This window comes from Streptomyces sp. NPDC107521 (genome assembly GCF_055598485.1).
In genome coordinates this window covers 367038-388023 of record NZ_JBVKAT010000001.1, presented here as the reverse complement: position 1 = coordinate 388023, position 20986 = coordinate 367038, and the positions used below count along the sequence as shown (strand labels likewise).

Sequence of the window (20986 nt, the reverse complement as noted above, 5' to 3'; positions counted from 1 at the left end):
GCAGTACGCCCGGAGCGGGATCACTCCACCCTTGGACGTACCAGCCCGGACTCGTACGCCGTGACGACGAGTTGGGCCCGGTCGCGGGCGCCGAGCTTGGCCATGGCCCGGTTGACGTGCGTCTTGACGGTCAGCGGGCTGACCTCCAGCCGCTCGGCGATCTCGTCGTTGGAGAGCCCGCCCGCCACCTGCACCAGCACCTCGCGCTCGCGCACGGTCAGCGAGTCCAGCCGTTCGGCGCGGGCCGGGTCGCGGTCGGGGTCGTCCGCGGTGCCCTCCTGGGCGAGGAACCGGGCGATCAGGCCCTTGGTGGCGGCCGGGGAGAGCAGCGCGTCCCCGGCGGCGGCGACCCGGATGGCGTTCAGCAGTTCCTCGGGCTCGGAGCCCTTGCCGAGGAAGCCGGAGGCCCCGGCGCGCAGCGAGCGCACCACGTAGTCGTCGACCTCGAAGGTGGTCAGGATGACCACGCGGACCCGGGCCAGCTCCGGGTCGGCGCTGATCAGACGGGTCGCGGCGAGGCCGTCGGTGCCGGGCATCCGGATGTCCATGAGGACCACGTCGGGGCGCCGCTCGGCGGCCAGCCGGGCCGCCTCCGCGCCGTCGGACGCCTCCCCCACCACCTCCATGTCGGGCTCGGAGTCGACGAGCACCCGGAAGGCGCTGCGCAGCAGCGCCTGGTCGTCGGCGAGCAGGACACGGATGGTCATGCGGGGTCCTCCGCGGCGTCGGTGCGGTGTGTGACGGGCAGGATCGCATGGACCCGGAAGCCGCCCCCGTAGCGGGGGCCGGTGGCGAGGGTGCCGCGGACGGCGGTGACCCGCTCGCGCATGCCGAGGAGGCCGTGCCCGCCGCCGGGGCCCTCGCCCGGCCCGGCGCCCGGCCCGGCGGCGGAGGCCGGCTCCTGGCCGGAGGCGGCGGGCGGGGGCGCGGGGGCGTCGGGGGCCGCGGCGGCGGCGCGGGCGCCGTCGTCGATGACGGTGATCTCCACGGCGGGCCCCACCCGGATGACGCTGACCTCGGCCCTGGCGCCCTGCCCGGCGTGCTTCTGGACGTTGGTCAGGGCCTCCTGGATGACCCGGTAGGCGGCCAGGCCGACGGCGGTGGGCAGGGCGGTGCCCTGGTCGGTGCGGGCCACCTGGACGCTCAGTCCGGCGTGGTGGAAGGTGGCGACCAGTTCGCCGAGCCGGTCCAGGCCCGGCGCGGGTTCGGTGGGGGCCTCGGGGTCGCCGGACTGGCGCAGCAGGCCGACGGTGGCGCGCAGTTCGTTGAGCGCCGAGCGGCTGGCCTCGCGCACATGGGCGAGGGCCTCCTTGGCCTGGTCGGGCCGCTTGTCCATGACGTGGGCGGCGACCCCGGCCTGCACGTTGACCAGGGCGATGTGGTGGGCGACCACGTCGTGCAGGTCGCGGGCGATGCGCAGCCGCTCCTCGGCGACCCTGCGGCGGGCCTCCTCCTCCCGGGTGCGCTCGGCCTTCTCGGCGCGGTCCCGGATGGCCTGCACGAAGGCCCGGCGGCTGCGGACGGCGTCCCCGGCGGTGGCGCCGATGCCGGTCCAGGCGAAGACGGCGAGGTTCTCCTGGGCGTACCAGGGCAGCGGCCCGGCGAGCATGGCGGCGCCGGTGAGCACGGTCATGGTGAGCAGGCCGACCCGCAGGGTGGTGGTGCGGTCGGTGCGGGTGGCGACGGTGAACAGCGCGACGACGGCCGCCATCACCACGGGGGCGCGGGGCCCGCCGGTGACGCTCTCGGCGACGGAGACGCAGCCGGTGACGGCGAGGACGGCGAGCGGGGCCCGGCGGCGGAGCACCAGGGCCGCCGCCCCGGCCGTCATCAGGGCCAGGCTGAACGCGTCGGGGGTGCGCAGGCTCCAGTTGACGCCGTCGGACCCGTGGGCGTCGACGAAGGAGCCGGCCACCATGCAGAGCAGGACGGCCGCCGCGAGGGCGGTGTCCAGGGCCAGGGGGTGCGCGCCCAGCCGGCGGCGGGCGCGCGCGAGGGTGCTCACACGGGCCTACGGTAGCGGGGCGCGGGGCCCGCCGGGGCCGGACCGCGGCCGGCTCCCCCGCCGGGGCGGGGCGGCGGCCCGGAGCACCCGTCGGTGCCGGGCACCGTGCGGGGCACCGCCGGGGGGCGGCCGGGAGCGCCGGCAACGGGGCGGCGCGCCCACGGCCCGGGGCTCGACGGACCCGCTCACGGGCCTGGGACGGCATGACGGCCCTACGCGGCGGGCGGGCCCGCGATCCGGTCGCCCGGCCCATGGGGCCGGGCGGGGCGCGGCCCTCGGCGGCCCGGGCGGGTGTCCCGGCGGTACGGCTCCGTCGGGAGCCCTGCGGCACGGCACCACGCGGCGCGGCTCGCACGCCCCCGTGCCCGGGCGGGCCGCCCGGGGCCACCGCGTCCGCCCGGGAGCGCGCCCCCGGGCGCCGCGCCGCGGCGTCGCGTCCCGTGCCGCCGTGTCCCGGAGGGTCAGGCCCCGCCCGGGATCAGGCCGTCGTCACTGAGGAGGGCGCGGACCTCCTCCAGGGTGGCGTCGGCGGCCGGGAGGATGAGGTCGGACGGCTGGAGGGAGTCGTCCGGCACGGGTTCGCCCAGGTCGCGGACCTTGGACAGGAGCGCCTGGAGGGTGGCCCGGAAGGCCGGGCCGTCGCCCTTCTCCACCTCGGCCAGAAGCTCGTCGTCCAGCTCGTTCAGCTCGGTGAGGCGGCCGTCGGCCAGCGACACCTGCCCCTCCCCCATGATCCGTACGATCATGTCGCCCTCCTCGGCGTGGCCTACTGCTTGTCGAAGCGCGGGGTGTCCTGCGGCTGCTGCTGGGGGCGCGCCTCGCCCTGGCCTCCCTCGATGGCCTGGCGGTCGGCGCTGGAGCCCCCGGCCAGTTCGGCCTTCATCCGCTGCAGTTCCAGCTCCACATCCGTACCACCGGAGAGCCGGTCCAGCTCGGCCTGGATGTCGTCCTTGTGCATGCCGGACTGGTCGTCGAGGGCACCGGAGGCGAGCAGTTCGTCGATGGCGCCGGCCCGGGCCTGGAGCTGGGCGGTCTTGTCCTCGGCCCGCTGGATGGCCAGGCCCACGTCGCCCATCTCCTCGGAGATGCCGGAGAACGCCTCGCCGATGCGGGTCTGCGCCTGGGCGGCGGTGTAGGTGGCCTTGATGGTCTCCTTCTTGGTGCGGAAGGCGTCCACCTTGGCCTGGAGCCGCTGGGCCGCGAGGGTGAGCTTCTCCTCCTCGCCCTGGAGCGTGGCGTGCTGCGTCTCCAGGTCCGTCACCTGCTGCTGGAGCGCGGCGCGGCGCGAGAGCGCCTCGCGGGCCAGGTCCTCCCGGCCCAGCGCGAGCGCCTTGCGGCCCTGGTCCTCCAGCTTGGAGGACTGCGACTGGAGCTGGTTGAGCTGGAGCTCCAGACGCTTGCGGCTGGTGGCCACGTCGGCCACGCCGCGGCGCACCTTCTGCAGCAGCTCAAGCTGCTTCTGGTACGAGTAATCGAGGGTCTCGCGCGGGTCCTCGGCCCGGTCAAGGGCCTTGTTGGCCTTTGCGCGGAAGATCATCCCCATACGCTTCATGACACCGCTCATGGGCTTCGCGCGCCCCCTTCTGACCGACTCCGGCTGCACCGACTGCATCAGAACCCACAGTACGGGCCATGTCTCCATTACCGCACTGTCCGGGACCCGATGCGCTCCTCCCCGAGGACGACTGCGCACCCCGTCTCCTCCCGCGGAAGGAGGAGCCGTGTCCGCTCTGTCCCCCTTGGAGACGCGTGGCGTTGCCGGATCGTTCCCGACCGGGCGGCGGGCCGCCCTCCCCCACCCCGTACCCTTGGGTGTTGTGTTCCGTAGCCGTGCCAAGGAAGAGAAGGCCTCCGCCGCCAACGCGGTGGACGCCTCCAAGCAGCCCCGTGACCCGCAGGCCCCCAAGGGCAGGCCCACGCCCAAGCGCAGCCAGGCCCAGTCCCAGCGCCGCAGCGTCGCCAACACGCCGATGACGCGCAAGGAGGCCTCGAAGCGCCAGCGCGAGGAGCGCCGCAGCGTGCTGGAGCGCCAGCGCCAGGCGCTGGCCAACGGCGACGAGCGGTACATGCCCGCCCGGGACAAGGGCCCGGTGCGCAAGTACGCCCGCGACTTCATCGACTCCCGGTTCAACATCGCCGAGTACTTCCTGCCGATGGCCGTGATCATCCTGATCCTGAGCGTGATCCGGGTGCCGGCCCTGCAGAACGCGGCGCTGCTGCTGTGGATGGTCGTGATCGTGCTGATCGTGCTCGACTCGATCAGCACCGGGTTCCGGCTGCGCAAGCGCCTCACCGAGCGCTTCCCCGACACCTCCCGCCGCGGCGCGGTCGCCTACGGCCTGATGCGCTCGCTCCAGATGCGCCGGCTCCGTCTGCCGAAGCCGCAGGTCAAGCGCGGAGAGAGGCCCTGAGCGCGCCACCCCTGCCCGACGGCGCCGCGGACACCCGGCCCGTGACGGGCGCCGATCTGCGCGGCATCGTGCGCCAGGAGCTGGTGGCCCGCCAGCTCGACGAGCAGATAGCCGGCCGGTTCCCGGTCGGCCGACGGCTGCGCGTGCTCGACGTGGGCATGGGCCGCGGCACCCGGGCGCTGCGGCTGGCGCGGGCCGGGCACCGGGTGACCGGCCTGGAGCGGGACGCGGCTCTGACCGCCGCGGCGCGCCGGGCCCTGGCGGGCGAGCCCGAGGGCATCCGGGAGCGGATGCGGATCATCGAGGGCGACGGCCGGGACACCGGGGTGCACTTCCTGCCCGGCAGCTTCGACGTGGTGCTCTGCCACGGCGTCCTGATGTACACCGAGGAGCCCGACCCGCTGCTGGCGGGGCTGGCCCGGATGCTCGCCCAGGGCGGGCTGCTGTCGCTGCTGGTGCGCAACGGCGACGCGCTCGCGATGCGTCCCGGCCTGGCCGGTGACTGGTCCGGCGCGCTGGCCGCCTTCGACAGCGCCTCCTGCCGCGACCGCGAGGGCCTGGAGGTCCGCGCGGACCGGCTGGCCACCCTGACCGCCAAGCTCGCGGGCATCGGCGCGCCCCTGCACTCCTGGTACGGCGTGCGGGTCCTCACGGACTCGGCCGCCGACGGCACGGCGCCCCCGGAGGACCTGACGGCCCTGCTGGCCGCCGAGGAGCGGGCCGGACGGACGGACCCCTACCGGGGCGTCGCGGGGCTGCTCCACCTGTGCGGGGTGCGCGGCCGCTAGGGCCTCTCGTTTGGATCATGCCGGGCTCGCGGGCCCTGGCGCCGCACCTCGCCGCGTTGCCGTCGGCCGCCGGGGCTCCGCCCTCACTTCCTCCTCCGCCTCGCGACGCACGGCGCCGGACCCCGCCCCCTGATCCGGCCCCGGTCCGAACGAAAGACCCTGGCACGGTGACGGAGGGGTTCGCCGGTGGGCCCTTCCGGTCGCGGCACGGGCGCGCGGCTCCGCCCGGGGCGCCCGTTCGGGTGTGCACCGGGGGCCGGGCCACCGGGGCGCGGTGAGACTCGGGGCATGGACGCTTCCCGTACTCGTGTGTTCCGCGCCGCCGCCCCGGCGACCGCGCTGGCCTGCTCCGCCCTCCTGATCGCCGGGTGCTCCGCGGCGGGTTCCGGCGGCGCCCGGGGCGCGGCGGAGGGCGTCGCGGCGCGGGCCGCGGCCCCGCGCGCGGCCGACGGTCTCCAGTCCGACTACCAGCGGGTGATCAAGGACGTACTGCCCTCGGTGGTGCAGATCCAGGCCGGGGACTCGCTGGGCTCGGGCGTGGTCTACGACGGCAAGGGGCACGTGGTCACCAACGCGCACGTCGTCGGCAACGACAAGTCCTTCCGGGTGACGACCGCGCACAGCGAGGAGCCGCTCGACGCCACGCTGGTCTCCTCCTACCCGCAGCAGGACCTCGCCGTGATCAAGCTCGACCAGGTGCCCCGGGGGGTGAAGGCGGCCTCCTTCGGCGACTCCTCGAAGGTGGAGGTCGGGCAGATCGTGCTGGCGATGGGCTCGCCGCTGGGGCTGTCGTCCAGCGTGACGCAGGGCATCGTCTCCGCGACCGGGCGGACCGTCACGGAGGGCCGCAGCGGCGGCGGCACGGGCGCGACCATCGGCAACATGGTGCAGACCTCGGCGGCGATCAACCCGGGAAACAGCGGCGGCGCCCTGGTGGGCCTCGACAGCCGGGTCATCGGCATCCCCACGCTCGCGGCGACCGACCCCGGCCTCCCGGACAGCGCGGCGCCCGGCATCGGGTTCGCGATCCCCGCGTCGATGGTGCGCACGGTGGCCGACCAGATCATCGCCAAGGGCCGGGTCACCGACTCCGGCCGGGCGGCGCTCGGGATCACCGTGCGGACGGTGGTGAACGACTCCTACCAGCCCGCCGGGGCGGCCGTCGTCGAGGTGAGCGACGACGGGGCGGCGAAGAAGGCGGGGCTGCGGCCGGGGGACGTCATCACCGGTGTGGGTGACGCGCGGATCACCACGGTGACGTCGCTCGCCGAGGCCCTGGCGCCGCTGAAGCCGGGCGACCGGACGAAGGTGACGTACACCCGGGGCGGTGACGAGCGCTCCGCCGAGGTGACGCTCGGCGAGCAGTGAGCGGGGAGCCGTGAGCGGGTGAGCGGTGAGCGGGCGGGGGCCGGGGCGGCGGCGGGCGACGCCGTGGCGCCCCCGCCGGACCTCCCGGGGCGGGACGCCGGCCGGGCGGGGCCCGCCGGACCGCGCCGCCGGAACCCGCCCGGCCCCGCCGGAACCCGTCAGCCCTCGGCACTCCCCGGGGCGGCGGCGCTCTCCGCGGCGTCGGCGGACCCGGTCCCGCCGCCCGCCTCGGCACCCTCGGCACCCTCGGTGCCCTCGGCGTGCAGGCTCATCGGTCCGTAGATCTCGGTGGTGTCCTCGAACAGCCGCACCTGGTCCGCGCCGCCGTCCTTGAGTTCCTTCCAGTGCTCGCCGATCCAGGACTCGGCGTCCCCCTGCGTGGTGAACTCCTCGGGCCGCACCGAGGGCTGGACCTCCGTCCCGTCGGCCGTCTCGAACCGCCACGCCCATGCCGCCATGTACGCCTCCCAGATGTGAGCACCCGCTGCGGTGCGGGGACCGGCGCGTCGTCCGGCCTCCGGTCGCAGCCTATGCGCTGAACGGGGCGCTTCGTAGAAGGCCCGGGTGCGGCGGCGGGGGCGCGGGCGCGCGTCGGGCGGGGGCACCGGCGAAAATCGTCTGCGTGGACGTGACTCTTCTCGGCACCGGTGCCCCCGCGGGACTCCCCCGCCCCGACTGTCCCTGCGCGGCCTGTGCCGTCGCCCAGGGCGAGGACGCGCGCGGGGCGACCGCGCTGCTGGTGGACGGGGCGCTGCTGCTCGACCTGCTGCCCGGGGCCGCGTTCGCCGCCGCCCGCGCCGGGCACTCCCTGGCCGGGGTGCGCCAGGTGCTGCTCTCCCATCCGCACGACGGCCCCGCCGTGGAGGTCCCGGCGGGGCTGCCGCAGCCGGGGCGGGTGCCCGACGGGCGGCGGCTGGCGCTGCTGACCGGGCACCGGGTGCGGGCGGTGGCGCTGGACGCGCCGGGCACCGGGTACGAGGTGACCGGCCTGGACGGGCAGCGGCTGCTGTACCTCCCGCCGGGCGGGGCGCCGGCCGGTCTGGAGGAGCCGGCCCAGCCCTACGACCTGGTGCTGGCCGACGTGGTGGGGCGGCCGGACGCGCTGGCCCGGCTGCGGGCGGCCGGGGCGGCGGGCCCGACGACCGACGTGGTCGCCGTCCACCTGGACCACGGGGTGCCGCCGGGCCGCGAGCTGGCCCGGCGGCTCGCGGCGGCGGGCGCGCGGGCGGTGCCGGACGGAACGACGCTGGTGGTGGGGGCGTACGAGGACGTGCCGGACGTGCCGCGCCGGACCCTGGTGCTGGGCGGCGCCCGGTCGGGCAAGTCGGTGGAGGCCGAGCGGAGGCTGGAGTCCTTCCCCGACGTGCTGTACGTGGCGACGGGCGGCTCGCGGAGCGGGGACACCGAGTGGGGGGAGCGGGTGCGCGCGCACCGGGAGCGGCGGCCGGGCTCCTGGCGGACCGCCGAGACCTGCGACCTGGTGCCGCTGCTGACCGACCAGGGGCCGCCACTCCTCGTCGACTGCCTGTCGCTGTGGCTGACGGACGCGATGGACGCGGTCGGCGCGTGGGACGACGCCCAGTGGGCGGACGGCGGCGAGCGGGCGCTGCGCGAGCGGACCCGGGAGCTGACGGAGGCGGTGCGCGGGACGCGGCGCACCGTGGTGGCGGTCTCCAACGAGGTGGGTTCGGGGATCGTGCCGGCCACCGCGTCGGGCCGCCGCTACCGGGACGAACTGGGGCGGCTGAACGCGGCGTTCGCGGGCGAGTGCGAGCAGGTGGTGCTGGTGGTGGCCGGGCAGGCCCTGGTGCTACGCGGCTGACGCCCCCTTGCGGGCGACGACCCGGCGGGAGCGCTCGCCGGTGAGCACCGCGCAGCCGTGGTCCCGCAGTTCGGCGCGGAGGCCCTCCGGGGGCGGGGCGAGCGGGCGGCGCGGGTCCAGGACCTCCACGAGCAGGTGGCCGCCGGGGCGCAGGGCGTCCACGGCGGCGCGGAGTTCGGCGCGGGGGTCGGCGGCGTCGGCGAGCTGGTGCAGGAGGCTGACCACGTCGTAGCGGGCGCGCAGCCGGGCGGCGAGGTGCGGGTCCGTCAGGCGGCCGACGTACGCCTCCTCGACGTGTTCCGCCGCGCGGGCGCGGAGCACGCGGTGGCCGGGGTCGGTCCCGTCGAAGGACGTGTACGGGAACAGTTCCCGGGCCGCCGCCGGGAAGGCGCCCTCGCCGGTGCCCACGTCCAGCCAGCTCTCCGGCCCGGGGCTGTGCGGGAACAGCGCGCGGGCGGCGCGGCGGTGCCCGCGCCGCGCCCCGGCGCGCGACAGGGGGCCGGGCGGCGGGCCGTCGGGGCGGGCCGGGTTGCGGAAGGCGTGGCGGCAGTCCCGGCAGGCGTCGTACCCGGCGCGGGGGCCGCGCAGCCGGGGCGAGCCGCACCAGGGGCAGTCGGCGCGGCGCGGGAGGTGCCGGGGCGGGGGCGGCGGCTGCGGCATCCGGCTGACGGGGGGTGGCGGGGGGACGGAGGGGGCGGACATGGGGCGGCTCCCGGGAGGGTGCGGAACGTAGGACAACCCGTGCCGAAACGGTACGTAGGGGATACCCGCGTCGGGTGGAGCGACGCCCGGGGGACACGGTCCGGATGTGGCCCCCCGGGCCGCCCCGCCGGGCCGGTACTGTTCGACGAATGAGCTCGCTGAATCTCGACGACTTCTCCGACCTGATCGAGCGCCCCGACGGCGGGGTGCGTCGCGACGCCGAGGCGCGCCGGGAGCGTCAGGACGTGCCGCCCGGTGCGCTGGGCCGTCTTGACGACCTGGGTGAATGGCTGGCCACGGCGCAGGCGTCCGTGCCGGTGCGGCCCATCGAGCATCCCCGGGTGGTGCTCTTCGCCGGCGATCACGGGATCGCGGAGCTGAACGTCTCGGCGCGGCCCGCGGGCGGTGCCGGGGAGCTGGTGCGCGAGGTGCTGGAGGGCGCCCGCCCGGTGTCCGTGCTGGCGCGGCGGATGGGCGTGCCGGTGCGGGTGGTCGACATGGCGCTGGACTGCGACCCGGAGTCGCTGCCGGGCGGGGTCTCGGGGCACCGGGTGCGGCGCGGCAGCGGCCGGATCGACCTGGAGGACGCGCTGACCCTGGAGGAGGCGGAGGCGGCCTTCCGTGCGGGGGTCGCGCTGGCCGACGAGGAGGCCGACTCCGGTACGGATCTGGTGGTGCTGGGCGATCTGAGCGTCGGCGGCACCACGGCGGCGGCGACGCTGATCGCGGCGCTGTGCGGCACGGACGCGTCGGTCGTGACCGGGCGGGGCGGGGTGGCCGTCGACGACCTCGCGTGGATGCGCAAGTGCGCGGCGATCCGTGACGCGCTGCGCCGGGCGCGGCCGGTGCTCGGCGACCATCTGCGGCTGCTGGCGACGGTGGGCGGGGCGGACCTCACGGCGATGACGGGCTTCCTGTTGCAGAGCGCGGTGCGGAAGACCCCGGTGATCCTGGACGGCGTGGTCGCGGCGGCGTGTGCGCTGGTGGGCCAGCGGGCGGCGTTCCGCGGGCCGGACTGGTGGCTGGCGGCGCACGACAGCGGCGAGCCCGCGCTGGCGAAGGCGCTGGACCGGATGGCGCTGGAGCCGCTGCTGTCCCTCGGCGTCCGGGTGGGCGAGGGCACCGGTGGCCTCCTGGCCCTGCCCCTGATCCAGGCCGCGGCGTCCCTTCCCGCCGAACTCCCGGAGACGGTTCCCACGGAGGCGTAGCTGAGGGGCGCGGGCTCGGGGCTCGGGGCTCGGGCATCGGGCCCGCCGCACCGGCCGTCCTGCCGTGGTGCGGGCCCGATAGTGGAGCCCGTGGCCGCGTCTGCCGGGAGGTCGCGCCGGGGCGGGGCTGTCCAGGGTGCTTCGGGGCGGTCTCTTTCCGTGGGTGGGTGGGGGTGCCTGCGGCGCATCTTTCGGTTGGTGGGGGTGCGTGTTGCGCCTCTTTGTGCGGTGTGGGTCGGGGCCGGGACGGGGGTGGTCGTCCTCGGAACGGCGCGGAATCGGGTGGCGACGAGGCGCACTCTGTTGACGCGCCAACCTCTGCGGGCGACCACCCCCGCCCCGTCCCCTTCCCGCCGTACGCGACTGCGGGGCCACGCCCACCCTTCCCTTCCGCCTCTCGCCGTGCGCGGATGCGGGCTCTCGCCCACCCTTCCCTACCGGTTCTCGCCGTGCGTGGGTGCGGGCTCTCGCCCAGCCTTCCCTTCCCACCCTCGCCGTGCGCGGGTGCGGGGGCCACGCCCACTCTCAGCTTTCGGCGCCCGCCGTGCGCGGGTGGAGGGCCGCACGTCCTCTTCCTCCGACTCCCGCCGTGCGCGGGTGCGGGTCCGCTCGGCCTCGGTCGGCTTCCGTTGTGCGCGGGTGCGGGTGCTGAGGGGGTCCGCTGTTCGGATTCGGCTTCCGGCTGGGTGCGGGGGTGGGGCTCGGGCGGGCGTCTCTCGGGTCGGCGTCGTCATTCCGGGTCCGGGCGGCCCGCGATCCAGTCCTGGAAGGCCCTGCGCGGGCCCGACCAGCGTCGGTCGTGGTGGTAGGCCCGCAGTCGCGCGCGTGCCCGGGCGCGCGGGCGCCGGGAGTAGAACCGACGGGCCCACGGTGAGTCCGGCCGGGCCAGCCGTACCGCGCCCACCAGCGCCACCACCGGGACGATGGCTCCGAGGACCGCCAGCCGCGCCTTGCCCTTGCTGAGCGCGACCAGGGCGAACAGGAAGTTCCCGGCGACGGTGGTGATGACGTTCGCCCGGTCCTGCAGTTCGTCCTGGGAGACGTTGTCGACGCCGAACGGCGAGAACCCGGCCAGCACCAGCGCGACCAGCGCCGCCGTCAGCACCACCGCCTCCACGCTCTTGCGCCCGGCCTCGGTCCAGTAGACGTCGTCCAGATAGAGGATCAGCGCGAACTCGTCGAGCACCAGCCCCACTCCGGTCCCGAAGAGCACCGCCGCCGCGGCGGAGCCGAAGCCGTGGCGTCCCCCGGCGACGGCGCCGAAGCCGCCGATCACGGTGAGGACGACGCCGGGGACCACGTGGTGGATGTGCAGCCCGCCCGCGCGCACGTTGCCGAAGGGTCCCCTCCCGGCCCGGATCAGGCGGGTGATGGTCCGGGTGATCACGAACGTCAGCACGAAGGCGCTCAGGGCGAGGAGGAGCGGGAGCTTGCCGGGTTCGACGATGTTCCGGTGCCACCAATCTCCCATATGCGCACTTTATCCCCACCCGTCGGCGCTCCCCTCCCGACCGGCGGATAGTCTGCGCCGGTGCTCAGGACCCCCTTCCCCGACGGCCTCCGGTTCGCCTTCGGCACCCTCACGGTGCTCCCGGTGGCGGTGACCCGCTGGGACAGGGTGGCCGCGCGCTCCGGCATGCTGTGCGCGCCGCTCGCGGGCCTGGTGGTGGGTGCCGCCTCGGCCGCGGCGGGGCTGCTGTTCCTGCTGCCGGGCGGGTCGCCGCTGCTGGCCGCCGTCGCCACGGCCGCCGTGCCGGCCGTGCTCACCCGGGGGCTGCACCTGGACGGTCTGGCCGACACCGCGGACGGCCTCGGCAGCGGCAGGCCGGCCGAGGACGCGCTGCGGGTGATGAAGCGGTCGGACATCGGCCCGTTCGGCGTCGTGACGCTGGTGCTGGTGCTCCTCGCCCAGGTGGCGGCACTGGCCCAGGCGTACGCGGCGTCCTGGACGGGCGGCGCGCTCGCCGCCGTGGTGTCGGCGACGGCGGCGCGGCTGGCGCTGACGCTGGCGGCGCGCGCCGGCGTTCCGGCGGCCCGTCCGGAGGGCCTGGGCGCGGCGGTGGCGGGCGTGGTCCCGGTCCCGGCGGCGCTCGGAGCGGTGGCCGCGGCCGTGGCGGTGGCGGCGGCAGCGGCGGGCGGGCTCGCCGGGCCGCGCGGCGCCGTGTCGGCGGCGGCCGCGGTGGTGGCCGCGCTGGCCGCGGCCGAGCTGCTGCTGCGGCGCTGTGTCCGCCGCTTCGGCGGGGTGACCGGGGACGTATTCGGCGGGGTGGCGGAGACGGCGGCGACCGCGGCCCTCGTGGTCTGGTCGCTGACCTGAGACGATCCCGCCGGGACGGCGCTCCCCAAAGGGGCGGCCGGGCGGTGGGCCGCTCGGTGACGGGCCGTGACCCACGAGCGGGCGGGGGACGTTCATGGAGAGGACACGCCGGGCCACGGCCTGGTTCATCGACGCGGGGCTGGTCGCGGCCGTGGCGTCGGGGCTGGCCGTACTGACCTTCCACCGGATCTCCGCGCTCTTCACCGAGGTGCCCGGCCTCGCCACCCGGGGCGCGCTGGACCTGCTGGCCTCGCGCGGTGACGTGCTGAACGCCTCGCGCTCCTTCGGGGGGTCGCTGTGGGACAGGTCGGTGCTCTACGTGGAACAGGGCCTGGTACTGCTGCTCCTGGCCGCGTTCCTGTACCAGTGGGGGTGCGTGGCGCTGCTGGGGCGGACCCTCGGCAAGGGCCTGGTGGGGCTGCGGGTGGGCCCGGTGCCGCCGCGCCGGGCGGCGCGGCGGGCGGCGGCGGCGACCGCGGTGGACCTCGCCCTGTTCGCGGTGGCGTGCGTGCTGCTGGTGGAGGGCCGGGTCGTGCTGTCGGTGCTGGTCTGGGCGGCGGCGGTGGCGCTGCTGCTGCTCGACGCCCTGTTCGTGCTGGCGCCCGGCCGGCGTTCGCTGGCGGACCGGGCGGCGGGCACGACGGTGACCGGGGCGCGGCTCAGCAGGCCCGGCGCCACGGCCCGAGGTCGTACTTCTTCAGGACCGAACTGAGCCGCAGCCTGCGGGAGTCGGGGCAGAAGCGGTCGGTGGGCAGTTCGTACTCGGCGTGGAAGACCGCCTTGTCCGCGTCGATGAACGGCGTGAGGTCGTCGCACTCGCCGTACTGGGCGCACTGCTCGTTGACCGCGAAGTCGAAGTCCCCGACGAGCCGGGGGATCTGGTCGAGGTCGTTCTTGAGGCCGACGGCCAGTCCCCGTTCGTGGGCGAGGCGCGCGATCAGCCGGTTGTAGCGGAGCTGGTCGGCGTCGGTGAGCGGGAAGCCGGTGCCGTTGCGGTAGCCGTCCATGTTGTCCGGTTCGACGGCGTCGAAGCCCTTGTCCCGGCACATGTCGAGGCGGGCGGCCATCAGGGGCTCCAGGACGTCGGTGGCGCGGATGTCGAGCCAGCGCTCGCCCTCCCAGCCGTTGCCCCGGCCGAGCACGGACGCGGGGAAGTCCCCGGCGTCGGGCCGGAACTCCTCCCAGGCGCCGGTGGAGAGGTAGCAGATCACCTTGCGCCCGGCTCGGTGCAGCGCGGTGACGGCGGACACCGGGTTCTCGAAGCCGTCGATGTCGTAGACGGGGACGTCGACGGAGGTGTCGAGGCGTCCGCCGAGCTGCCACTGCCAGGCGGTACCGGGCCGGGGCCGCCAGTGGCCGCCCGGCGGGGCGCCGTCGGGGGGCGCGTCGCCGGAGGGGGCGGCGACGCAGCCCGCGAGGAGCAGGAGGAGGACTGTCAGCAGGACCGGACGGCGCATTCGGGCGGGCTCCAGGGCCGGGGACGGCGTACCGGAGGATGATCCCGCGGGCGGGGCGCCGGACCGGAATCCGCGGGCGTGGCGGGAAGTGCGCGGGCGCGCGAGCGTAGGCTCGTCCCGGGTGTTCCGCCCTCCCGGTGGGCACCGCGTCGTGGGAGGGATCTAGGGTCGGTGGCCGGGGCAGGTCGACCCACCCACTTTCGGCCACATCGGACTTCATACGGAAGCGAGAATTCACCACCGTGACTGCTCTCACTCTCTCCACCGCAGCGGCGGCCGGCCTGCGGGCCGACGCCATCGTGATCGGTGTCGCCAAGGGCGCGCGCGGCCCCGTCGTCGCGCCGGGCGCCGAGGCCGTGGACACGGCGTACGACGGCACGCTGGCCGACGTCCTGGAGACCCTCGGCGCCTCCGGCTCCGAGGGCGAGGTGACGAAACTGCCCGCGCCCCCCGGCTTCAAGGCCCCCCTCGTGGTGGCGGTGGGCCTGGGCGCCGAGCCCGAGGAGGGCGAGGACTTCGACGCCGAGGCGCTGCGCCGTGCCGCCGGTGCCGCCGCGCGCGTCCTGACCGGCGCGAAGAAGGCCGCGTTCGCGCTGCCGCTCACCGGGGCCGCCGACGCCGGCGCCATCGGCGAGGGCGTGCTGCTCGGCGCGTACTCCTTCGACGCCTACAAGGCCGAGGGCAGGAACGCGAAGGCCGCGCGGGCCAAGGCCCCGCTGGGCGAGGCCGCGCTGCTCGGCGGCAGGCCCCGCGACAAGGCGTTCAAGGCGGCGGTCGAGCGCGCCACGGCCGTGGCGCAGGAGCTGAACCGCGCCCGCGACCTGATCAACACCCCGCCGAACGACCTGGACCCGGAGGCGTTCGCGGCGGTCGCGCAGGCCGCCGCGAAGGAGCACGGCATCAAGGTGCAGGTGCTCGACGAGAAGGCGCTCGCCAAGGGCGGCTACGGCGGCATCCTCGGCGTCGGCGCCGGTTCGGCGGCGGCCCCGCGGCTGGTCAAGCTGTCGTACACGTCGTCCAGGGCGACGCGGACGCTGGCCTTCGTGGGCAAGGGCATCACCTACGACTCGGGCGGCATCTCGCTGAAGCCGGCCGGGCACAACGAGACGATGAAGTGCGACATGAGCGGTGCCGCCGCCGTGTTCGCCGCGGTCGTCGCCGCCGCCCGCCTCAAGCTGGAGGTCAACGTCACCGGCTGGCTGGCGCTGGCCGAGAACATGCCCTCGGGCTCCGCGACCCGGCCGGGCGACGTGCTGCACATGTTCAGCGGCACGACGGTGGAGGTGCTCAACACCGACGCCGAGGGCCGCCTGGTGCTCGCCGACGCGCTGTGGGCGGCGTCGCTGGAGGAGCCGGACGCGATCATCGACGTGGCGACGCTGACCGGCGCCATGATGCTGGCGCTGGGCAACCGGACCTACGGGATCATGGCCAACGACGACGCGCTGCGCGCCGCGGTGCACGAGGCGGCCGAGGAGGTCGGCGAGCCGGCCTGGCCGATGCCGCTGCCGGAGCACCTGCGCAAGAGCATGGACTCCCCCACCGCCGACATCGCCAACATGGGCGAGCGGATGGGCGGCGGACTGATCGCGGGCCTGTTCCTGCGCGAGTTCGTCGGCGAGGGCATCGCCTGGGCCCACCTGGACATCGCGGGCCCGGCGTACAACGAGGGCGCCCCGTTCGGGTACACGCCGAAGGGCGGGACGGGCAGCGCGGTGCGGACCCTGGTGCGGATCGCGGAGCTGGCCGCCGAGGGCGAGCTGGGCTAGTGACCTGAGTCAGAGATGTTCGGGTGGTTCTCGCGAGCTGCCCTGCGTGCCGGAGGCCGGATGTCAGCAGGCCGGGCCGGAACCCTGTCGGCCGCACGGCATCCGGCTGATGGCCGCGATCTGACGAAGAATCTCTGACTCAGGTCACTGGGGGCTTTCGTCTGGATCAGGCCGGACCCCGCGAGCCCGGCATGATCCAGACGAGAGGCCCTGGGGGCTGCGGCGCGATCGCCGCCGTCGCCCGTGGGGCGGCGGACGGGAACCGCCGGACGGGCCTCAGGCCCCACCGAGCCGGTCCCGGGGTCCCCGGCGGGCGTGTGCGCCCGCCGGGGACCCCGCGTCGTCCGCCGGAACATCCAGGTACGTCCGAGAGTGTCCGATATACGGACACACCCCCTCCGTGCGACGCTCCGCGTCCGGCCCGTGCGCCCGCCCACCGGGGAGGACGGGACGGATCCCGCCGTCCGCGTCCGGACCGCGCGGGGCTCCGGGAGCCCGCCGCGGCCCGGACCGCGGCGCCCGGCGGCGCCGCGCCGGTGTCCGCGCCCAGCGAACGTGGGGTGTCTCACACCCCGGCCCCGCGTCTCGTTCGGCCCCCACAAGTGCGAAGATGGGGCTCGGCAGGACAGGGCCCCACCTAAGGGCCGAGAACAATGAGCGGCCGGACACCAGCCGCCGACCGGTCACTGGAGACCGGCGTGGCGCAATGCATGGAGGACGTGACGTGGCGAACGACGCCAGCACCGTTTTCGACCTAGTGATCCTCGGCGGCGGCAGCGGTGGTTACGCCGCGGCGCTGCGCGGGGCGCAGCTGGGCCTGGACGTCGCCCTGATCGAGAAGGACAAGGTCGGCGGTACCTGCCTGCACCGGGGCTGCATCCCCACCAAGGCCCTGCTGCACGCGGGCGAGATCGCTGACCAGGCTCGCGAGAGCGAGCAGTTCGGTGTCAGGGCCACCTTCGAGGGCATCGACGTACCGGCCGTCCACAAGTACAAGGACGACGTGGTCGCGGGCCTGTACAAGGGCCTGCAGGGCCTGGTCGCCCTGCGCAAGGTGAACTACATCGAGGGTGAGGGCCGGCTGTCCTCCCCGACCTCCGTCGACGTGAACGGGCGGCGGATCGAGGGCCGCCACGTCCTGCTGGCGACCGGCTCCGTGCCGAAGTCGCTGCCGGGCCTGGACATCGACGGCAACCGGATCATCTCCTCCGACCACGCCCTCGTCCTGGACCGCGTGCCGAAGTCCGCGATCATCCTGGGCGGCGGCGTCATCGGCGTCGAGTTCGCCTCCGCGTGGAAGTCCTTCGGCACCGACGTGACCATCGTCGAGGGCCTCAAGCACCTGGTGCCGGCCGAGGACGAGAACAGCTCCAAGCTGCTGGAGCGCGCCTTCCGCAAGCGGGGCATCAAGTTCAACCTGGGCACCTTCTTCCAGAAGGCCGAGTACACCCAGGACGGGGTCAAGGTCACCCTCGCCGACGGCAAGGAGTTCGAGGCCGAGGTCCTGCTGGTCGCCATCGGCCGCGGCCCGGTCTCGCAGGGGCTCGGCTACGAGGAGGCCGGGGTCGCCATGGACCGCGGCTACGTCCTCGTCGACGAGTACATGCGCACCAACGTCCCGACGATCTCCGCCGTCGGCGACCTCGTCCCGACCCTCCAGCTCGCCCACGTCGGCTTCGCCGAGGGCATCCTGGTGGCGGAGCGGCTCGCCGGCGTCAAGGCCGTCCCGGTCGACTACGACGGTGTGCCCCGGGTGACGTACTGCCACCCCGAGGTCGCCTCCGTCGGTCTCACCGAGGCCAAGGCCAAGGAGATCTACGGCGCGGACAAGGTCGTCGCCCTGAAGTACAACCTGGCGGGCAACGGCAGGAGCAAGATCCTGAAGACCTCCGGCGAGATCAAGCTCGTCCAGGTCAAGGACGGCGCCGTGGTCGGCATCCACATGGTGGGCGACCGCATGGGTGAGCAGGTCGGCGAGGCCCAGCTCATCTACAACTGGGAGGCGCTGCCCGCCGAGGTGGCCCAGTTCATCCACCCCCACCCGACGCAGAACGAGGCGCTGGGCGAGGCGCACCTGGCCCTGGCCGGCAAGCCGCTGCACGTCCACGACTGACCCTCGGGCACTGGGCGCGACGACACAGACTTCCGCAATTCGTAAGGAGCAACCGAAACCATGGCGGTTTCCGTAACCCTTCCCGCGCTCGGTGAGAGCGTCACCGAGGGCACCGTCACCCGCTGGCTGAAGGCCGAGGGTGAGCGCGTCGAGGCCGACGAGCCGTTGCTCGAGGTCTCGACCGACAAGGTCGACACCGAGATCCCGGCGCCCGCCTCCGGCGTGCTGTCCTCCATCAAGGTCGCCGAGGACGAGACGGTCGAGGTCGGCGCCGAGCTGGCCGTCATCGACGACGGCTCCGGCGCCCCGGCGGCCCAGCCCGCCGCCGAGGCCCAGCCGGTCGCCGAGGCGGCTCCCGAGCCCGCCCCGGCCGCCCCCTCCACCGAGCAGGCCGCCCCGGCGCCGGCTCCGACCGCCGAGGCCGCCGCCGGCGGCGGCTCCGCCGAGGGCACGGACGTGGTCCTGCCCGCGCTCGGCGAGTCCGTCACCGAGGGCACCGTCACCCGCTGGCTGAAGTCGGTCGGCGACAGCGTCGAGGCCGACGAGCCGCTGCTGGAGGTGTCCACCGACAAGGTCGACACCGAGATCCCGGCGCCCGCCTCCGGCACTCTGCTGGAGATCGTGGTCGGCGAGGACGAGACCGCCGAGGTCGGCGCCAAGCTGGCCGTCATCGGCGCCGCCGGTGCCGCGCCCGCCGCCGCCCCGGCCGCTCCCGCCGCCCCGGCGGCCGCTCCGGCCCCGGCCGCCCCCGCGGCTCCGGCTCCCGCCGCCCCGGCTCCGGCCCCCGCCGCCGCTGCCCCGCAGGCGCCCGCCGCGCCCGCCCCGGCTCCGGCCGCCCCCGCCCCCGCCCCGGTCGCGGCCCCCGCGCCGGCCCCCGCGGCCCCGGCCCCGGTCGCGGCTCCCGCCGCCCCGGCCGCCCCCGCCGCCGCCCAGCCCGCGGACGACGGCGCGTACGTCACCCCGCTGGTGCGCAAGCTCGCCGCCGAGCACGGCGTCGACCTGTCCACCGTCAAGGGCACCGGCATCGGCGGACGCATCCGCAAGCAGGACGTGACCGCCGCCGCGGAGGCCGCCAAGGCCGCCCCGGCCCCGGCCGCCCCCGCCGCCGCGGCCCCCGCCGCGCGGAAGGCCCCCTCGCTGGAGGCCTCGCCGCTGCGCGGGCAGACCGTCAAGATGCCCCGCATCCGCAAGGTCATCGGCGACAACATGGTCAAGGCCCTGCGTGAGCAGGCCCAGCTCTCGTCGGTCGTCGAGGTCGACGTCACGCGTCTGATGAAGCTGCGCGCCCGGGCCAAGGACGCGTTCGCGGCCCGCGAGGGCGTCAAGCTCTCCCCGATGCCGTTCTACGTCAAGGCCGCCGCCCAGGCGCTGAAGGCCCACCCGGCCGTCAACGCCCGGATCAACGAGGCCGAGGGGACCATCACCTACTTCGACACCGAGCACATCGGTATCGCGGTGGACTCCGAGAAGGGCCTGATGACCCCGGTCATCAAGAACTCGGGCGACCTCAACCTGGCCGGCATCGCCAAGGCCACCGCCGACCTGGCGGGCAAGGTGCGGGCGAGCCGGATCACCCCGGACGAGCTGTCCGGCGCGACCTTCACCATCAGCAACACCGGCTCGCGCGGCGCGCTGTTCGACACGATCATCGTGCCGCCGGGCCAGGTCGCCATCCTCGGCATCGGTGCCACGGTCAAGCGTCCGGCCGTCATCGAGACGGAGGAGGGCACGGTCATCGGCGTCCGCGACATGACGTACCTGACCCTGTCGTACGACCACCGTCTGGTGGACGGCGCCGACGCCGCCCGTTACCTGACGGCGGTCAAGGCGATCCTGGAGGCGGGCGAGTTCGAGGTCGAGCTGGGCCTGTAGAACCCCCTGCCAGAGGGCCTGCACGGTGCCCCCGTCCGGAAGCTTCCGGGCGGGGGCACCGTTGTGTCGCGGCCCATGTGCGCCGTGTAAGCCTCGTCTCACCTGCGTGAAAGCGCCGTCGCGCGCTCCTCGCACGCGCCGTGACGGCCGTATTGTCTAAACGTCAACGCCCCCCGGGGGCCGAAGGGGCCCCCTCCTAAGGAGCCCTCATGACCGCGCCCGTCGTCCACTCGCTGCGCGAACAGATCCGCGAGCACATCCTGGAAGGGATCATCAGCGGGCGCTGGAAGCCGGGCGAGCGGATCGTGGAGCGGCGGATCGCCACCGAGCTGGAGGTCAGCCAGACGCCGGTGCGGGAGGCCCTGCGCGAGCTGGAGTCGCTGCGGCTGATCGAGTCGGCGCCGAACAAGGGCGTCCGGGTGCGCAACCTGACCGCCGCCGACCTGGAGGAGAGCTACCCCGTGCGGGCGGGCCTGGAGGCCATCGCGGCGGAGCTGGCGGCGGACCGGCTGGCCCGGGACTGCTCGGCACTGGAACCGCACGTGGCCGCGCTGTACGAGGCCGACCGGGTCTCCGACGGGACCGGCCAGGTCCGGCACACGGTGGGCTTCCACCGGGAGATGGTGCGGGCGGCGGGCAACGCGGTGCTGCTGCACACCTGGGAGGGGCTGGGCATCGAGGTCTTCACGGCCCTGTCGATACGGTGGCTGGGCACCGTGCAGCAGTCCTACGCCGAGGAGCACGAGGAGCTGGTGGCCGCCTTCCGGCGCCGCGACCCCCTCATCGCCGATCTGGTCAAGTCCCACGTCCTGGGCTGCGCCCCCCGTCCCTGACCACCGCCGGGCCCCGAGCACCCGGCCCCGCCCCACCGGGCACCCCCGCGCACCCCCGGAACCGGCTCCCGGCGGCGCGACGAACGATGCGGAACCATCACCGACGCACCCATGCCGGTCATACCGCCCGGAATCTCCCCATCAGGGACGTGAAGAGCGCGCGAACACCCCCCGCGCGGCCCCGTCCGGGACACCTCCGCAGTCGTGCGGACACCCCCGCTCACCTGCGAAAATCCCCGTCCGGCACCGTCACTCCGTGCCACTGGCGAAGGCACCCCGTGCCGACTTTCTCCATATCGAGAGGTTTTCCCCCTCAACCCT

Annotated in this window: 19 protein-coding genes; 11 read left to right on the top strand and 8 right to left on the bottom strand. The window is 75.4% G+C overall.

The features are described 5' to 3' along the window. Positions 1-20: 20 nt before the first annotated feature. The 4 genes from ACZ7LB_RS01645 to ACZ7LB_RS01630 all read right to left on the bottom strand — a co-directional run bounded on the left by ACZ7LB_RS01645 (position 21) and on the right by ACZ7LB_RS01630 (position 3557). Positions 21-707, bottom strand: a complete 687-nt coding sequence (locus ACZ7LB_RS01645; RefSeq protein ID WP_161225114.1) for a response regulator — start codon at positions 705-707, stop codon at positions 21-23. Then, positions 704-2005 (bottom strand): sensor histidine kinase, encoded by a 1302-nt coding sequence (locus ACZ7LB_RS01640; protein ID WP_471464787.1) that lies wholly within the window; start codon positions 2003-2005, stop codon positions 704-706. Before ACZ7LB_RS01640 ends, ACZ7LB_RS01645 begins: the two co-directional genes overlap by 4 nt. A 461-nt stretch (positions 2006-2466) precedes the next feature. Next, positions 2467-2751 carry a PspA-associated protein PspAA gene (gene pspAA, locus ACZ7LB_RS01635; RefSeq protein WP_471464785.1) on the bottom strand — a complete coding sequence of 95 codons (285 nt, stop codon included), beginning with the start codon at positions 2749-2751 and terminating at the stop codon, positions 2467-2469. 20 nt (positions 2752-2771) lie between these two features. After that, positions 2772-3557: a PspA/IM30 family protein gene (locus ACZ7LB_RS01630; protein ID WP_471464782.1), complete on the bottom strand. Its 786-nt coding sequence runs from the start codon at positions 3555-3557 to the stop codon at positions 2772-2774. A gap of 187 nt (positions 3558-3744) precedes the next feature. Between ACZ7LB_RS01630 and ACZ7LB_RS01625 the strand changes: the two genes are divergently transcribed. The 3 genes from ACZ7LB_RS01625 (at position 3745) to ACZ7LB_RS01615 (ending at position 6572) form a co-directional block, all read left to right on the top strand. Then, positions 3745-4416: a DUF3043 domain-containing protein gene (locus ACZ7LB_RS01625; protein WP_471465107.1), complete on the top strand. Its 672-nt coding sequence runs from the start codon at positions 3745-3747 to the stop codon at positions 4414-4416. Between the two features lie 83 nt (positions 4417-4499). After that, complete coding sequence (locus ACZ7LB_RS01620) at positions 4500-5204, top strand: class I SAM-dependent methyltransferase (protein WP_471465106.1); 705 nt, start codon at positions 4500-4502, stop codon at positions 5202-5204. Between the two features lie 288 nt (positions 5205-5492). Continuing rightward, the gene (locus ACZ7LB_RS01615) at positions 5493-6572 is read left to right on the top strand and encodes a S1C family serine protease (protein WP_471464779.1); all 1080 of its coding nucleotides are present in this window, start codon (positions 5493-5495) and stop codon (positions 6570-6572) included. A 158-nt stretch (positions 6573-6730) separates the two neighbouring features. Here the strand turns inward: ACZ7LB_RS01615 and ACZ7LB_RS01610 are convergent, their stop codons facing one another. Then, complete coding sequence (locus ACZ7LB_RS01610) at positions 6731-7030, bottom strand: hypothetical protein (protein WP_471464777.1); 300 nt, start codon at positions 7028-7030, stop codon at positions 6731-6733. A 164-nt stretch (positions 7031-7194) separates the two neighbouring features. On the opposite strand from ACZ7LB_RS01610, the gene ACZ7LB_RS01605 reads away from it, so the two are divergent. Continuing rightward, the gene (locus ACZ7LB_RS01605) at positions 7195-8394 is read left to right on the top strand and encodes a bifunctional adenosylcobinamide kinase/adenosylcobinamide-phosphate guanylyltransferase (RefSeq protein WP_471464775.1); all 1200 of its coding nucleotides are present in this window, start codon (positions 7195-7197) and stop codon (positions 8392-8394) included. Here ACZ7LB_RS01605 and ACZ7LB_RS01600 read toward each other — a convergent pair. Continuing rightward, entirely contained in the window at positions 8383-9096 is a 714-nt protein-coding gene (locus tag ACZ7LB_RS01600; RefSeq protein ID WP_471464772.1) for a class I SAM-dependent methyltransferase, read from the bottom strand. The two genes, ACZ7LB_RS01605 and ACZ7LB_RS01600, sit on opposite strands and share 12 nt — an antisense overlap. A gap of 149 nt (positions 9097-9245) precedes the next feature. Between ACZ7LB_RS01600 and cobT the strand changes: the two genes are divergently transcribed. Then, positions 9246-10304 carry a nicotinate-nucleotide--dimethylbenzimidazole phosphoribosyltransferase gene (gene cobT / locus ACZ7LB_RS01595; RefSeq protein WP_471464770.1) on the top strand — a complete coding sequence of 353 codons (1059 nt, stop codon included), beginning with the start codon at positions 9246-9248 and terminating at the stop codon, positions 10302-10304. A gap of 730 nt (positions 10305-11034) precedes the next feature. Here the strand turns inward: cobT and ACZ7LB_RS01590 are convergent. Continuing rightward, positions 11035-11775, bottom strand: coding sequence for a hypothetical protein (locus ACZ7LB_RS01590; protein WP_471464767.1), 741 nt, complete (start codon positions 11773-11775; stop codon positions 11035-11037). A 60-nt stretch (positions 11776-11835) separates the two neighbouring features. Here ACZ7LB_RS01590 and ACZ7LB_RS01585 point away from each other — a divergent pair, with 60 nt between their 5' ends. Together ACZ7LB_RS01585 and ACZ7LB_RS01580 are read left to right on the top strand one after the other, a co-directional pair. After that, a complete protein-coding gene (locus tag ACZ7LB_RS01585; RefSeq protein WP_471464765.1) occupies positions 11836-12621 on the top strand; it encodes an adenosylcobinamide-GDP ribazoletransferase in 786 nt (261 codons plus the stop codon). Between the two features lie 94 nt (positions 12622-12715). Further along, positions 12716-13333 (top strand): RDD family protein, encoded by a 618-nt coding sequence (locus ACZ7LB_RS01580; RefSeq protein ID WP_471464763.1) that lies wholly within the window; start codon positions 12716-12718, stop codon positions 13331-13333. Here the strand turns inward: ACZ7LB_RS01580 and ACZ7LB_RS01575 are convergent. Further along, a complete protein-coding gene (locus tag ACZ7LB_RS01575; protein ID WP_471464761.1) occupies positions 13281-14078 on the bottom strand; it encodes an endo alpha-1,4 polygalactosaminidase in 798 nt (265 codons plus the stop codon). The genes ACZ7LB_RS01580 and ACZ7LB_RS01575 overlap by 53 nt on opposite strands. Before the next feature lie 242 nt (positions 14079-14320). On the opposite strand from ACZ7LB_RS01575, the gene ACZ7LB_RS01570 reads away from it, so the two are divergent. The 4 genes from ACZ7LB_RS01570 (at position 14321) to ACZ7LB_RS01555 (ending at position 20665) form a co-directional block, all read left to right on the top strand. Beyond that, entirely contained in the window at positions 14321-15847 is a 1527-nt protein-coding gene (locus ACZ7LB_RS01570) for a leucyl aminopeptidase (protein ID WP_471464759.1), read from the top strand. Positions 15848-16571: 724 nt separating this feature from the next. After that, positions 16572-17960 carry a dihydrolipoyl dehydrogenase gene (lpdA, locus tag ACZ7LB_RS01565; RefSeq protein WP_471464757.1) on the top strand — a complete coding sequence of 463 codons (1389 nt, stop codon included), beginning with the start codon at positions 16572-16574 and terminating at the stop codon, positions 17958-17960. A 60-nt stretch (positions 17961-18020) separates the two neighbouring features. Further along, on the top strand, positions 18021-19832 hold the full coding sequence (gene sucB / locus ACZ7LB_RS01560; protein WP_471464755.1) for a 2-oxoglutarate dehydrogenase, E2 component, dihydrolipoamide succinyltransferase: 1812 nt from the start codon (positions 18021-18023) through the stop codon (positions 19830-19832). Between the two features lie 209 nt (positions 19833-20041). Beyond that, on the top strand, positions 20042-20665 hold the full coding sequence (locus ACZ7LB_RS01555; protein ID WP_471464753.1) for a GntR family transcriptional regulator: 624 nt from the start codon (positions 20042-20044) through the stop codon (positions 20663-20665). Positions 20666-20986: the final 321 nt, after the last annotated feature.